This is a genomic window from Amycolatopsis thailandensis (assembly GCF_042723255.1).
GTDB classification, from domain to species: Bacteria; Actinomycetota; Actinomycetes; order Mycobacteriales; family Pseudonocardiaceae; genus Amycolatopsis; species Amycolatopsis thailandensis.
The window spans coordinates 39,978-54,578 of the sequence record NZ_JBHXJK010000019.1 but is presented as its reverse complement, the minus strand read 5'-3'; the positions used below and the strand labels follow the sequence as shown (position 1 = coordinate 54,578).

Below are 14,601 nucleotides of genomic sequence, written 5' to 3'. Positions count from 1 at the left end.
TCCGGCAAGACGCTGCTCATGGCCGGTGGCACTTCTCGCTGTAACAGCGGCGCCGAGGTCGACGACTTCGTTTCGCGTACGACACCCGTCGCGATCCGATGGCACGCCCCCCGGCCCCGGATCGGCAGCCGGGTGCGTGGGCAAGGTGTCAGTTCGTGCACGGACTGACACCCCAAGACTGCTCGATCAAGAAAACCTCGTACGCATCATGGTCAGGTGAGTCGTGGTCGTGACTTCCCCGGAGAACCGCGGTTCACACCATGCGTCGCTCATGCTCGGGAATTCGACGCTCACAGCGGGCGCGAGAGCGTGGTGTCCTAACGCGGCTGGGGTGGTGGGACGCGGCGACCCGATTCCGGGTAGACGAGTACGAAGCCGTGCTCATCGACTTCGAGGTCGCCTTCGAAGGCGCGGTGTGCGCCGATGTGGCGAACCAGCCCGACCCCGTCTGCCGGTGCCCGTAGATGCTCGTAGCGCTGCCGGGAGGGGTGCACGCTCAGATCGGGCACCGACACCCAAGCCGGACGGGTGGCCTTGGGCGGTCACCTCACCTGGTTGACCAACCTGCGCCACGCCATCGACCAGCCACGGTAGCGATTCACCGGGAGACACGAGTTCCCGCCGGAAGACGTTCGTCGGGCGTTTCGCCGAAGTCTCGTGCGGGTACCTCTTCGCACGCAACGCAGGTCTGTGGTCTGTCAGGAGGCGTCGGAATGGTGCCGGTCGGACGAGATGTGGTGCGTCCCCGGGCGCTTCCGGGAACCGCGGCTATCTCATGAACGTCGATTCGCACCCGGTCGACAGCTCGGTCAACTGTGGGCACGACCCGGTAAGGGACTGGGAAAGCCCGTCTCGAGACTTTCGTGCCTGCACACAATGCGCCAGTCTGCGAGCGTTGGTCGAAGAAATTCGATCCGTGTTGAGGTCGCTCGCCCGGGCGGGAGTGGAACCCAGGCCGGAGCTGGCGGACCTGATCATCGAGCGGTTACGTGCGACGGGTCATACCCGATCCGGGCAGCGGCCGGCTCGCCACCGGTATCCGCTTGCTTGATCGACCGAGAACGAGCCACAAGAGAACGGACAGGACGAAGCTGGGGATCACCAGCAGGTAGACGGACCAGTCTCGGAAACCGGAAAACCACAACATCGTGGCGAGCGCGACGGTGATCGAGGTCCAGGTCGCCGCGAGAGTGACTCCGTCCCGCCGTCGAGGCGCAGGTTGGTGCACGCGGCTCTCGACGTTTCCGGTTCGTTCTTTCGCAAGCCCCATAGTCCTTCGATACCCCGATCCGGGCTTTCCCAACCGCGTCCCCGTGAAGCCCGAAAGCCGGTGAGATCGGCGCGAAGACAAGGAAATCCGGTCGATGGCCCCGGTCGGAGAAAGTATGGACCGGGACCATCGATTCAGCTGGCGGGGAGGGCTTAGAACCAGTGGGCGCGGCCGCCCACCTTGCGGCCGGTGCCGCCAAGGATCGCCAGGACGACGCCCACGACGGCGAGCACGGCGCCGATGGTGGTCAGCACCGGGATGCCGACGATCAGGCCGACCACGAGGATGATGACTCCGAGCACGATCATGGTGATTCTCTTTCCTGGCAAGGCAGGCACGCGCCTGCCGCTGCGATGGGGACTTGCCTCGTGTGCCCCGGCTCGCGCCGGGCCAAACCCGCGAACCGGAGGAGAACCGTGACGCTCGGCACTCCGGTCTGTTCGAAGCCAGTGGCCGCGATGGAGACGGCGATCCCGTACAGCCCAGTACCGCTGTTGGCTACGGATCCTCATCTATCGCTTCCGGCCTGGCCGTGGCCTCGGCGCCAGGGAAAGCTGGGTCCCGTGTCGAAGCGATTCGAGGAGCCCGCGACCGTTTCGACCCTCGGGCCGCGCTACGTACGTGACCGCATGGTGGCCGGCGTGCTTCACCGGATGGCGAGTATGGCGGACGTCGCCCCCTACCTGCGGGGGCCGTCACGCGTGGCCGTGGTCCGGCTGACCGGCGAGGTGCTTTCGCGGTGCCTCGACGCGCTCGAGCCCGAAGGTCGGCTCAGTGGCGGCGAGGACGCGCTGCGACCGCGCGCGGGAGAGCCCGCCGCGGTGAGGATCGTGCTGGCCAGGGTGCTGGGCCGGTTCGCGTGGGAACAGCTGACCGAGGTCATCGGCCCGTTCGAAGTACCCCCGCTGGCCGTGTGCCGGTCCGCGGAAGCGCTGTTCGACAGTCTTGCCGAGCTGGCCCGCCCGGCCTCTCATTAAATGAGGGCCCTTAGAGAAATCCCGGACAGAAGGTTCGCGCTTAGAGTCGTTCCATGAGCGGTGCGACAGCGGATTTCGTCGCAGGGACGGCGCGGGCGATTGCCCGGTGTCCCGCCTTCGCCGTGGTCGAAGGCGAACCGGGAGCGGGCCGGACATGGCTGCTCGACGAGCTCGCGCGCCGCGAAGCCGGGGAATGCGCCGTGGTCCGGGTCCGCTGCGCCCGACGGCGGCGGCCCGTCCCGCTCGGCCCGGTGCTCGAAGCCTTGAGCGCAGACCTCGGCAGGTGGACGACGGTCGCCGCTCTGCTGTCGCCGCTCGCCGGAGTCCTCCGTCCCTTCCTGCCGGAACTGGCCGGAGTGCTCCCCGCCGAGCCGGACGGCACCGACAACCGCCACCTCGTGTTCCGGGCGCTCCGCGAACTGCTGACCGCGCAAGACCGCACGGTCCTGCTCGCGGACGACGCGGACGAAGCCGACGAGGAGACCCAAGATCTCTTCCGGTTCCTGGCGGACAATCCTTCTCCGCGGCTGGCTGTCGTCACCACTTCGGCGATCCGGGCGCATTGGCCCGTGCCGGGTGAGTCCTGGTGGCCTCCGAGATCGGGAGTGACCGCGAGACTCACCTTGGCGCCGCTGGATGTCGACGACGTCGTGGCGCTGGCCGGCTCGCGGGAGCTCGGCGAGCGGGTTCATCGACGGACGGGCGGTGTGCGCGGAGCTGTTCACGCGGTTCTCGAATCGCCTCGCGCTCCCGTGCCGCCTGCTTGGTCCGCCGCCCTCACGGCCAGGCTCACGGAAGCGGATCCGGGCTGTGCCGCGATCACCGAGACGGCCGTCGCCTTCGGCCGTCCGGCCGACTGCGCTGAGCTAGCGAAAGTGTCCGAATTGGACGGTGATGTCGTCGACCGTGCGCTGCTTTCGGCTCTCGACGCGGGATTTCTGCGCGATCTGGGCAGAGGACGGTACGCCGCACGCAGTCCTTTGGTGGCGGAGGTCGTCCACGCCGCCGTCCCCGGTCCCCGGCGGTGCCGCCTGCACGGTCGCGTCGCTCGTCTTCTCGCCGGTTCGAGTGAGCCGGACGCGTCGAGAATCGCACAGCACCATCGGGTGGCCGGTGAGCTCGGCGATTGGGTGCGGTGGACCTCGGAGGCCGTCGACAGAGCGGTGGCCGACGGCAAACCGGACGAAGCCGTGCGCCTGCTCGAAGCCGCGCTCAGAGACGACGGACTTTCCCGTGCCGACCGGGAGAACTTCGCGGTCAGGCTCAGCAGGGGAACCGCCTACGAGCTGATCAAGGAGCCGACGGTCCGGTTGCTGCGCACAGCGGTGCGGGAGTGGCCGATGAGCAAGACCGCCCGCGGTGAGATCCGGATCAATCTCGGCCGGGTGCTGATCAACCAGAGCGGGCAGATCGACGCCGGTCGCTCGGAGATCCAGCTGGCCGTCGCGGACCTCTCCGACCATCGCGCCCTGCTCGCTCGTGGCCTGGTCACGCTGGCGCTTCCGCATCTCGGCGCGATCCCGGTCGAAGAGAACCTGCGCTGGCTCGATCAGGCCGAGCGGGCCAGCCAAGGCATCCGTGACGTCGAACTGCTCGCCGCGGTCACCGCGAACCGGATGTCCAGCCGGATGCAGGTCGCCGACCCCGGTGTCTGGCAGGACGTCGGCACGCTTCCGGAGTCACCGCGTTCGGCCGATGTGCGCCGCCAGGTCTGCCGGACCTACATCAACCTCGCCGACGCGGCGGCGTGGAACGGCTACTACCCCGTGGCCAGGTCATACCTCGCGACTGCGCGGAGGCTTATCCAGGACGAGTACCAGCCTTATCTGGAGGCCTTGGCGGCGGGCACGGACCTGCGGCTCGACGTCGCGATGGGCTTGTGGACCACAGTGGACAGCGAGGCTCGTGACCTGGTCGAGCGAGTGGGCGAGGACAGTTCCCTGGCGGGGGAGCCGCTACTGGCGCTCGGCTGGTACCACTTCGGTCGAGGGCGGCGGGCGGCGGCGTTGCGTGATTTCGACGCCGCGTTCAAGCTTTCGGCGGGAAGCGTCCCCTTGCAGGCCTCGTCGTTCGCGGGACGGGCCGCGGTCCAGCTGGCGGGCAAGGATCTCGCGGGGGCGCGCCGTCTCGTCGAGTACGGGCTGACGAACGTCCGCCGCAAGAACAACTGGGTGTGGGCGGCGGAACTGCTTCCGCTCGCGGTCCGGATGCTGATCGAGGCGCACGAGAGCGAAGCCGCCGAAGCGCTGCTGGCCGAGTACCAGGAAGGGATCGCCGGGCGTGACGCGCCGCTCGCCGTCGCGGCGGACCTGTTCTGCCGGGGCTTGCTCGCCCGGTCCCGCCCCGCTGAAGCCGCCGAGCTGTTCAGTCGCTCGGCGCGGTCCTACCAAGCGTTGCCGCGACCTCAAGCGGCCGCGGGCGCGGAGGAACGCGCGGGCGAGTGCTACGCCGAACTCGGCGAGCACGAACGGCTGCTGGGCGCGCTGACCTCGGCCGAGACGACCTACCGGGCGCTGGACTCCCTCGCCGACGCTCAGCGGTGCCGCCGGGCACTCGCGGCTCACAGTCCGGACGTTCCGCGACGCGGCCGTCGCGGCTACGGCAAGGCGTTGTCACCGCGTGAGCTCGAGGTCGTCGGCCTCGCCGCGCAGAACCTGACCAATCGCCAGATCGCGGAACGCCTGTTCCTGTCGGCGCGCACCGTCGAGGTCCATCTCGGCCGCGCGCTGTGCAAACTCGATCTGCCTTCGCGCGCCGTGCTGAGTGAAGAATTGCTGCGGGACCGGATCGCCGGGTCGAAAACCGCCTGAGTCATGTGATTCAATCAATTTGACCTTTTCGTGTTCGCGTTATTTGATGAGGTCCCTTATTTTTTCGGCATACGGTTCTCAGTGATTCGAGCCGGTCGCTACTGGTGTGACTTGCGGCAAAAGTGCTGGTAGCGGCCCCGTGAATTTAATGAGTAGTCCATCGTGGACAACCACTATTGTTCTCGGCTCCCGGAAAATTCACTGTTGTCACAGCGTCGCGGCAGTCCTCGTTCTCTCCCCGCCCGCGCCGATTCCCCACCTTCAGGAGTATGCCGATGCGTGAACGTTTCCGTCCTCGACGGACCTTGGCTCTGGCCACGGCCCTGTCCGCCGCAGCCCTCGTCCTGCCGTCCGCCGCCTCCGCGGGCGAACAGGCCGTTCTGAAAGGCGGTCCCGGCGCCATCCCGGGCGCCTACCTCGTCACGTTCAAACCCGGTCAGGCCACCACCGCCGACGCGCACTCGCTGGCCTCCGGCTACGGCGCGCAGGTGACCCGCACCTACGACTCGGCCCTGCGCGGCTTCGCCGGCCGCATGACCGAGGCGCAGGCCCGGAAGCTCGCCGCGGACCCGGCGGTCGCCACGGTCGAGCAGGACTCCCTCGCCCGCGCCACCGACACCCAGAACGACCCGACCTGGGGACTGGACCGGATCGACCAGAAAGACCTGCCGCTGGACAAGAAGTACGACTACGCCAACAAAGGCGACGGTGCCACCGTCTACGTCCTCGACACGGGGACCGACTACCGGCAGTCCGAGTTCGGCGGCCGGGCGAGCAGCGGCTACGACTTCGTCGACAGCGACAGTGACGCCTCCGACTGTCATGGCCACGGCACACACGTCGCGGGCACCGTCGGCAGCACGACCTACGGCGTCGCCAAGGGAGTGAAGATCGTCGCCGTCCGCGTGCTCGGCTGCAACTCCAGCGCGCCGTGGTCGACGATCGTCTCCGGTATTGACTGGGTCACCAAGAACGCCAAGAAGCCCGCGGTGCTCACGATGAGCATCGGCGGTGGCGCGACGTCCACAGTGGACCAGGCGGTGCAGGGCGCGGTCCGGGCCGGGATCACCGTCACGGTCGCCGCGGGCAACGAGGGACAGGACGCCTGCAACGTCTCACCCGCCCGCACACCTGAGGCGATCACCGTCGCCGCGAGCGACGCGCAGGACAAGCGTTCGATCTTCAATTCGTCGCAGTCGTCGAACTACGGGACCTGCACGGACCTGTTCGGGCCGGGCAGCAACATCACCTCCACCCGCAACGGTGGCGGCACGCAGCAGATGAGCGGCACTTCGATGGCCACCCCGCATGTCGCGGGCGCGGCCGCGCTCTACCTGACCGCGAATCCGTCGGCCACCCCGGCACAGGTCACCAAGGCGCTGCTCGACAACACCACCCCCGGCAAGATCTCCGACGTCAAGGGCTCGCCGAACAAGCTGCTGTACACGGGTTTCCTCGGTGGCGGCACGCCGAATCCGCCGTCCTGCGCGGGTGGGAGCAGTAATGACGACGTCGCGATCCCGGACGCCGGTGACGCCGTGTCCAGCACCGTGACCATCGGCTCCTGCGACGCCAAGGGCACTTCGGGCACCTCGGTCGCCGTGGCGATCAAGCATCCGTACTCGGGCGATCTGAAGATCGACCTCGTGACGCCGAGCGGAAAGGTCGTCAACCTCAAGCAGGCCGGCGGCGAAAGCTCGATCGATCTCTCCAAGACCTACACCGTCGACACCTCGGGCGAGAACCGTTCCGGCGACTGGAAGCTGCGTGTCCAGGACGTCTACCGCTTCGACTCCGGCCTCCTCGACAGCTTCGGCCTGACCTTCTGATTTCCTCCCCTGTGAAAGGAAACACCGTGCAGAGAAAAAGAATCCTGGGCCTGCTGGCGCTGGGCATGACGGCGTTGTCGATCCCCGTCGCGGGCGGCACCGCCGGGGCGGCGCCCCAGCCGTCCGCGTCCGCCGTCGCCCCGACCGGCGACGTCCGGATCCCCGACGGCGCCCACGCCCAGGGCATCGGCGGCGTGCCGGCCTCGGTGAAGGACTACCCGTTCGCCATCGCGGCCCTGCGTGAAGGCGGCTCGCGTCCCAAGGGACAGAGCTGCAGCGGTTCGGTCGTGGCGCCCCGCAAGGTGATGGTCGCGGCACACTGCAAGGAACTGGCAGGTGAGAAGTCCGTCCTTTATGGACTCGACGATCTGAAGAGCACCGGCGGTACCCAGCTCAAGGCCGTCGACTACCAGCTCCACCCGAAGTTCACCCAGCCCTGGAACGGCTACGACGTCGCGATCATCACCACCGACGCCGACATCCCCGTCCCCGCGGGCGGCTACGCGAAGGTCGCCACTTCCGCCGACACCGGTCTGGAGACACCGGGCAAGGACGGCTTCAGCCTGGGCTACGGCAAGAAGACCCAGAACGACAGTCCCGCCGACGTCACCCTGCAGAAGCTGACCCTGCCGATCGTCAACGCGAATCAGTGCACGGGGGTGGAGAACGGTGTCGACCCCAAGACGATGATCTGCGCCGGCTACTCCGACGGCCGCAAGACCGTGCTGCCCGGGGACAGCGGCGGTCCGTTCATCGTCAACGGCGTGGTCGTCGGCATCACTTCGTGGAGCCGCAGCGACTTCAAGTGGTACAGCGTCTACAGCCGCCTGAACAACGAGATGGGGGACTGGGTCAAGCAGCAGATCGGCGACGCGCCCAGCGCGGACAAGTTCACCCTCGCGGCCTCGCCGGGTTCGGTGAAGGTCGACCCCGGCAAGTACATCTCGACGTCGATCACGAGCAAGCCGGGCAAGAACGGCAGTGAGAACGTCGCGCTGACCGCGTCCGGGCTCCCCGACGGTGCCAAGGCGACCTTCCAGCCGTCGACCATCAAGTCGGGTGACACCGCGAAGCTGACGATCGAGACGGCGGCGGGAACACCGGAACGGGACTACACGATCACCGTGTCCGGCAAGGGCACGACCGACACCGTGACCACCACGCTGACGCTGACGGTCGGCAAGGGCGGGAGCGAGCCCGGTGACATGAAGGTGACCCTCGACCCGGCTTCGGGGACCGCTCGCCCGGGTTCGATGGTCAGCACGAAGGTTTCCGTGACCGGCGGCAGTGGTTCCATCACGCTCTCGGCCTCCGGCTCGGGCCTGCCGTTCGCGCCGTTCTTCAACCCGCAGACCATTTCCAGCGGCGGCACCTCGACGATGCAGGTCTTCCCGCCGTTCCAGGCCGGGACGTACCCGATCACCGTGACGGCGAAGGACGGCTCCGGCAAGACTTCGACAGCCACGTACACGCTCACCGTCCAGTGACCACGAAGACCACGGAGGTGATCCACCATGCGTAACTCACGAAAGTTCCTGCTGGCTCTGGGAGCGCTGACACCGTTGCTGGCGCTCGGCGTCGGGAACGCCGTCGCCGCGGAAGCCGAAGGTGTGGTGATTCAGGCGAAACAGCACTACGGCGATCAGTACATCGTGGTGCTGAAGGACGGCCTCGCGACCGCGCAGGCGTCGTCCGCGTCGCTGACCCAGCGCTTCGGCGGCGAGGTCCGGTCCACCTGGTCCGCCGCACTGAACGGCTTCTCGGTCAAGAAGATGACCGAGAAGCAGGCGCGGCGGCTCGCGGCCGATCCGTCGGTGAAGGCCGTCTACCAGGACGGAACGGCCCGCGGTGCCGACACGCAGACCAACCCGACCTGGGGCTTGGACCGTGTCGACCAGAAGAACCTGCCGCTGGACAAGAAGTACACCTACAACAACAGCGGTGAGGGTGTCACCGCGTACGACCTCGACAGCGGCATCAACCCGTCGAACCCGGAGTACGAAGGCCGGGCCAGCCTCGGCAAGGACTTCATGGGCGGAGACGGCAAGGACTGCAACGGGCACGGCAGTCACACGGCCGGCACGATCAGCAGCAAGACCTACGGCGTCGCGAAGAAGGTCAAGATCGTCGGGCTGAAGGTCCTCGGTTGCGACAACACCGGCCCGGACTCGGGCATCATCGACGCCGTCGACTGGGTGACGGCCAACGCGGTGAAACCGGCCGTGGCGAACATGAGCCTCACCACTGACGCGCCGGGTGTCGGTGACGACGCGGTCAAGCGGTCCATCGCCTCCGGAGTCGTCTACGGCATCGCCGCGGGCAACGCCTCGACCGACGCTTGCAACACCAGCCCGGCGCGGGTGCCGGAAGCCATCACGGTGAACGCGACGGACTCCAGCGACAACCGCTCATCGTTCTCCAACTACGGAAGCTGCACCGACCTTTTCGCGCCGGGCACCAACATCACGTCGCTGAGCCCGAGCAACGGCGGCTCCGCCGGAATGAGCGGGACCTCGATGGCGACACCGCACGTCGTCGGCGCGGCCGCGCTCTACCTGGCGGCCAACCCGTCCGCGACTCCGAAACAGGTCCGGGACGCGCTGGTGAACAACGCTTCCGACGGTGTCGTCAAGAACCCGGGCAGCGGTTCGCTGAACAAACTGCTCAACGTCTCGTTCATCGGCGGTGGTGGCCCGGCGCCGAAGTGCGGCACGAAGTCGAACACGACCCCGGTGTCCATCCCGGACGCCGATGCCGCCGTGACGAGCTCGGTGACGCAGGATGGTTGTGACGGCAGGGCGTCCTCGTCACTGCCGGTGAAGGTCGACATCTCACACACCTATTCCGCGGATCTGGTGCTCGATCTGATCGGGCCGAGCGGTAAGGCGTACCGGCTCAAGGGCTCCGGCGGAGTCGGCACGGCAGGTGGTGTCCACGAGACGTACACGGTGGATGCCTCCGGCGAGAACGCCAACGGCACCTGGAAGCTGAGCGCCCAGGACGTCTACAAGTTCGACACCGGCAGTATCGACGGGTTCACCGTCACGTTCTGACCCGGGGGCGAGGAACGAGGTGGGGCCGGACTTGGCTACCGGTCCCACCTCACCGCGTCCTTGTCCGGCTGCCGGTGCGGGGATCCGACGACTCCGGACACCTTGCCGACGACATCGCCCGCCCGCGGATACTCGCGAATGCCACCCTGACTCCCCGGACCCGGTTACGGTTGGCGCGTCTGATAGTCGGGCAGGGCTGGGGCTGCCCGCAGGCGGCGATGGTGGAGATGGTCTGCCGCGACACCTCAGCACCATAGATCTCGGCCAGGTGCGCGGAGATCTCCCCGGTCGTCAATCCCTTGGCGGTCAAGGAAATCACCATCTCGTCCATACCCCCAAGGCGCTTCTGCCGCTTCGCCACGATCTTCGGCTCAAACTGGCGTCCCGATCCCGACATCCTAGTCAACTGCGCACCTACCACTGGGCCATTGTCAGTGCTCTGGTCTAGCCGTTGGCTATGAGACCCCCCGACAGCGAGGTTCGGGCTCGTATCGCGAAAATGGACGAGATCGACGTCGCCGCGCACGCCACGGCCGTCGGCGCCGACCTGGAATTTCGTGGATTCGATGTTGAGATATGTCGCTATTCGGATAGGTGACGGTGGGTCGGCTTTGACTCTCGGTTCCTGGACACCTGCGACGGCTCATGCTGTTTTTGGAAGGCAACGGTCGGTCGCGGCGACACCCAATGCGCTCAAGGGTGGGTGGTGAGTTCGTTGATGTGATGTGCGAGTGCGTCGATCTGGTCGAGTAGCTGGCCGACCTCGACGTTCAGGTCGAGGTGTCGGACGTGGATGCGGATTCCGGCGGTGGGCAGGAGATGGGTTGTGCCGCTGTGGGGGCCGTCGGCGTAGATGAGGGTCGCGTCGGGCAGGTTGGCCGCGGTTGCGTAGGCGAGGGTCTGGTAGAGGTGCTGTGCGGTGCCGCGGCCAGTGTCGAGGCGGTATTTGAGTTCGCCGACAAAGCGGCAGTGGCCGTCGACCCAGCGGCTCAAGTCGGGCTGGACATGCAGTATTCGGCGCTGGTCGAGATGAAGTGCCTGCGAGTCCGAGCCTGCGGGGAAGTCTTGTTCGCTCAGGCCGAGGGCGCGCCGGGTGGTGGTGCGGACGAACTTCTCGAACACGTCGGTCATTCTGATGGCGAACCCGGGGGTGGTGATCGTTCCTGGGCCGAGTTCGGGTTCGGTGCCGATCAGTATGAGGCGGGCGAGCTCGACCGCCGGCTTGTAGTGCTCGTTGAGCCGGGTCCATTGGACTAGCGGTAAGGACCGAGGCGCCCGAGAGACCGGCGTGACCGATTCGAACGTGCGCCGTAGCCGGGCCAGCGATCGGCGAACCTGGTGCGAGGTGATCGGGATCTGTGCCAGCAGATCGAGTGCTGTACGCAGTAGCTGGTTCTCGGGAATGTCCTCGTCGTGTGACTGGTAGGTCACCGCGAGCGGGAGGTCACGACCGGGTGAGCCCCGCAGCTGTTCCGCGAAGTCGATACGGCCGCGAACTGTATGGAGCCGCTCGTGATGGTCGCGGTATCCGCGGAGCAGGCCGGTGCGGACTGCCTGGTCACACATGTGCGTGAAGACCGCGGCCATGGCGTCGGTCAACGATTCGGCGCTGTCGAGCCTGGCTTCGTTCGTCCATGCCGGATCCACGGCGTGGGTGATCAGGAACAGCACTCGTGCGATGGGCAATTTCGGGGCCACGACGATTGCGGTGTCGCCGACCATGGCCATGCCGACCCGGTCCTGGGCTCGCACGTCGTACTGTCCGTTACCGTTGTCGGTTCGCGTGACAAGGCATTTGAACGTCGTGCGCAGCACGGTGACCTCGGCCGGCGTGAGCGGTACGTCGCGCCGCTCCCGGTACTCACGAAAGTGGAGTGTCCTCATCAGTGCCGCCCGTCACCTCCTTACGCAGAGCCGTGAGCGAGAGTTCCTCCAGTTTGTGCGTCCGGCCGTGGAAGTGGTCGCGCAGAGTCGGGAGGACGGCGTGCTCCCAGATCAGTTCGAGCCAGGTGTCGTCGATCGGCGTGTTCCGGAAGAAGTGGCTCGGGCCGATGGCGGCGTCCGGGTCGGCGATCTTCTCGTTGGCTTTCTCGACAGCGTCGGCGATCCACCGGTAGTCGTGCTGGTGCTTGTCCAGGTAGCGGCGCAGTACTCCAGCCACGGGTTCGGTGTGGGGGGCGAAGTCGACGAAGTAGAACCGGCGTCGGAGCGCGCTGTCGAGCAGGGCGATCGACCGGTCCGCGGTGTTCATCGTGGCGATCAGCAGCAGGTTGGGCGGCAGCGTTATGGGCTGCTGGCGGTAGATCAAGTGGGCGGACTGATCGCGGTATTCCAGGAGGAAGTAGAGCTCGCCGAACACGCGGGCGACGTTGGCGCGGTTGAGCTCATCGATGATCAGGACGTGATCGTGGTCCGGGTTCGCGCGCGCCTGCTCGGCGATGGTGAGCAGCGGGCCCGAGATGAGAGTGAAGCCGGTTCCGTCCTGGCGGGGACGGTAGCCCTCGACGAAGTCCTCGTAGGAGTAGGTGGGGTGGAACTGCACGAGCCGCACGCGGTCCGCTGAGCCGGCGAGCCACTTGGCGAGTGTGCGGGCGACGTGGGTTTTGCCGGTGCCGGGGGTGCCCTGAAAGATCACCTGCTTCTTGTCCTTCAGCAGGGCGACGACCTTGTCGAGGAACGCCTCGTCCAGATGCAGGTCCGCTGCGACTTCACTCAGCGTACTGTCAGCCTCCTCGACGGAGACCTGTCCGGCTTCGTCAGCCGTATCGGGAGTGGCGGGGAGTTGTGGTGGCACCGCACCGGTGCCGCGGCGCCAGTCCCGGAACGCGGCGATCTCTTCCTCTGTCCAGTCCTCGGGAGGGTCGTAGGTCATCAACGCCCAGATGATCGACTGGGCGTCAAGTCGGTCACCCAAGGGGACGCCGTTGCGGCGGAACGCGTCCATGACCTGATCGAGGAAGACCAGGAACGCCTCGTACCGTTCACCCTCGGTAGCGGCCGGTTCCGGTTTGGTATGGCCGGTGAGGCGATACGCGAGATCGACTGCCCGCGCCCGCCATGGGGGATAGCGGAGGGCATCGTTCGCCCCCAGCAGCACTGACGCCAGGCTGAGCCGCGCCCCGGTCCCGTCCGCAGCGGATCGGGGGAGGCGGCTGAGGAACCGGTCCACCGACTCAGGGCCCGCGTCACCCCAAAGTTCATTGAGGACTTCCCAGCCGTCCTCGGCTCCGTCGAGCCACCGGAAGAAGTTGTCAGCGGCACGCCAATCGATCAGATTGTGTCGCCGCAGAAACGCGAGGTCAGAGGTGGTCCCCGACGAGCGGGCAGCCTGCAACGCCGCGGCGCCGGCAAGTTTGTAATCGCGTTCCTGGCCTGTGAGGTCGATCGACTGGCGTATCCGCTGGCCCCACCGGACCAGGGCGTTCCATCGGTCGTTGATCTTTCCCCAGTCCCACACGTAGGGCGACCGATAGAAGTTGACGAACTCGCCAGAAGCCCAGCGGCCGGTCGGGGCCAGGGCGTTGGCCACAGACGCGACACGAAAAGACGCCGGTTCGGAGGTAGAGCCGGCCAGCTCGGGCCAGGTCGCCTGGATCTTCTGGCGATGCTCGCGGCTCACGACGGGGGCGAACACGTCCGGGAAGAGTAGATGCTCCAGCGAGAACCGCTGGATCGCTGCACCGTTCTCCTCGAGACCGTCGAGAAGCTCAACGAACCTGCGAGGCTCTTCCAGAACCTGGCGGCGCTCGGCTCCGGGCAGCCGCTTGAGCGCCGCGACTGCTTCGATCAGATACGCGTACTGGCGCCAGCGGTAGTTGTTGTATCCCTGACCAGGATTCAGCAGACCGGACTCGAGCGTGCGGGCGAGATTCTCTGGTACGTCGTGACCGCCGTCGACGAAACCGAGCACACCCCGTATCAGTTCCAGCTTCTTCTGACCGCCGATCGCGGAGCTCCGCGCGATCAGCAAGTGCACATACAACAGTTCCGCGGCCAGCCGCACAGCACCTGGTGACGAAGTCGCCAGCTGACCCCTCAGCTTGCCGCGGAACGTGCCCTCACCCAGGTCCGGCTGGAGCACATAGTCTCGGACCAGGATCTCCGCATTCTCCAGAGTGGAAACGCGGTCATCTTCGAAGAGACTGAGTTCATCGAGCAGACATCGGTCTCGCCACAGCTGCGCCGCCGCGTACACCGGTTGAGCGGAAGGATAAGGAAGCCTCGTCCGGGTCATACCCGACATCAGATCAGAGAAGACACTGTGCCGCGACTGGCAGCGACCAGCGGGAGGCGCGCGACGACCTTCTCAAAGCAGACTCCTGACGGCAGGCACGGGCACGCTAGATGTCACAGTCGCGACCGAGCCCATGTCGCTATCCGGCAGGAACTGGAGATCCTCGGCCCCGCACGCGGTCGTTCTCACCGGCGAGCACGACTCCTTGCACGGCGACGGCGACCGGTACGCGGCCCGGTTGCGTGAAAACAATGGCCGCTCGCTCTGGTCGCGAGCGTCGTCCGTAGTACGTTTTCTTCGGGTTCGACCAGGCAGACTACGAAACAGTCCCGGTGAATGCACCGGTGCATGAGGCCCGGCTGCAGGCCGGTTGAGCAGTTCTGTGTCGGGGCGGAGCCAGCTATGTCCCCGGTGTGCGGTGAAGTCGT

General features: G+C 66.8%; 9 protein-coding genes and 1 pseudogene. 5 read left to right on the top strand and 5 right to left on the bottom strand.

Going from position 1 to position 14,601, the window contains the following annotated elements; all coding sequences use genetic code 11:
* Positions 1-317 precede the first annotated feature (317 nt).
* Both ACFWMR_RS10445 and ACFWMR_RS10440 read right to left on the bottom strand, forming a co-directional pair.
* Entirely contained in the window at positions 318-509 is a 192-nt protein-coding gene (locus ACFWMR_RS10445; protein ID WP_378378182.1) for a putative glycolipid-binding domain-containing protein, read from the bottom strand.
* A gap of 913 nt (positions 510-1,422) precedes the next feature.
* Entirely contained in the window at positions 1,423-1,578 is a 156-nt protein-coding gene (locus ACFWMR_RS10440) for a hypothetical protein (RefSeq protein WP_143267220.1), read from the bottom strand.
* 255 nt (positions 1,579-1,833) lie between these two features.
* Between ACFWMR_RS10440 and ACFWMR_RS10435 the strand changes: the two genes are divergently transcribed.
* The 5 genes from ACFWMR_RS10435 to ACFWMR_RS10415 all read left to right on the top strand — a co-directional run bounded on the left by ACFWMR_RS10435 (position 1,834) and on the right by ACFWMR_RS10415 (position 9,939).
* Positions 1,834-2,247, top strand: a complete 414-nt coding sequence (locus ACFWMR_RS10435) for a hypothetical protein (protein WP_378378181.1) — start codon at positions 1,834-1,836, stop codon at positions 2,245-2,247.
* Between the two features lie 53 nt (positions 2,248-2,300).
* Positions 2,301-5,057, top strand: coding sequence for an AAA family ATPase (locus tag ACFWMR_RS10430; RefSeq protein WP_378378180.1), 2,757 nt, complete (start codon positions 2,301-2,303; stop codon positions 5,055-5,057).
* A 275-nt stretch (positions 5,058-5,332) separates the two neighbouring features.
* Positions 5,333-6,886: a S8 family peptidase gene (locus ACFWMR_RS10425; protein ID WP_378378179.1), complete on the top strand. Its 1,554-nt coding sequence runs from the start codon at positions 5,333-5,335 to the stop codon at positions 6,884-6,886.
* Between the two features lie 26 nt (positions 6,887-6,912).
* Positions 6,913-8,373 (top strand): trypsin-like serine protease, encoded by a 1,461-nt coding sequence (locus ACFWMR_RS10420; RefSeq protein WP_093937702.1) that lies wholly within the window; start codon positions 6,913-6,915, stop codon positions 8,371-8,373.
* A 27-nt stretch (positions 8,374-8,400) separates the two neighbouring features.
* Complete coding sequence (locus tag ACFWMR_RS10415) at positions 8,401-9,939, top strand: S8 family peptidase (protein WP_378378178.1); 1,539 nt, start codon at positions 8,401-8,403, stop codon at positions 9,937-9,939.
* 217 nt (positions 9,940-10,156) lie between these two features.
* Here the strand turns inward: ACFWMR_RS10415 and ACFWMR_RS10410 are convergent.
* The 3 genes and pseudogenes from ACFWMR_RS10410 to ACFWMR_RS10400 form a co-directional block, all read right to left on the bottom strand.
* Positions 10,157-10,315, bottom strand: a pseudogene (locus ACFWMR_RS10410) (transposase); the annotation flags it as partial.
* 317 nt (positions 10,316-10,632) lie between these two features.
* The gene (locus ACFWMR_RS10405; RefSeq protein WP_378378177.1) at positions 10,633-11,823 is read right to left on the bottom strand and encodes an McrC family protein; all 1,191 of its coding nucleotides are present in this window, start codon (positions 11,821-11,823) and stop codon (positions 10,633-10,635) included.
* Positions 11,801-14,134: an McrB family protein gene (locus tag ACFWMR_RS10400; RefSeq protein WP_378378176.1), complete on the bottom strand. Its 2,334-nt coding sequence runs from the start codon at positions 14,132-14,134 to the stop codon at positions 11,801-11,803. Before ACFWMR_RS10400 ends, ACFWMR_RS10405 begins: the two co-directional genes overlap by 23 nt.
* Positions 14,135-14,601 lie beyond the last annotated feature (467 nt).

Excerpts from the sequence above, each read along its gene's own strand:
- ACFWMR_RS10415 (WP_378378178.1), top strand. The coding sequence starts at position 8,401 with ATGCGTAACTCACGAAAGTTCCTGCTGGCTCTGGGAGCGCTGACACCG.
- ACFWMR_RS10405 (WP_378378177.1), bottom strand. The coding sequence starts at position 11,823 with ATGAGGACACTCCACTTTCGTGAGTACCGGGAGCGGCGCGACGTACCG.
- ACFWMR_RS10425 (WP_378378179.1), top strand. The coding sequence starts at position 5,333 with ATGCGTGAACGTTTCCGTCCTCGACGGACCTTGGCTCTGGCCACGGCC.
- ACFWMR_RS10440 (WP_143267220.1), bottom strand. The coding sequence starts at position 1,578 with ATGATCGTGCTCGGAGTCATCATCCTCGTGGTCGGCCTGATCGTCGGC.
- ACFWMR_RS10430 (WP_378378180.1), top strand. The coding sequence starts at position 2,301 with ATGAGCGGTGCGACAGCGGATTTCGTCGCAGGGACGGCGCGGGCGATT.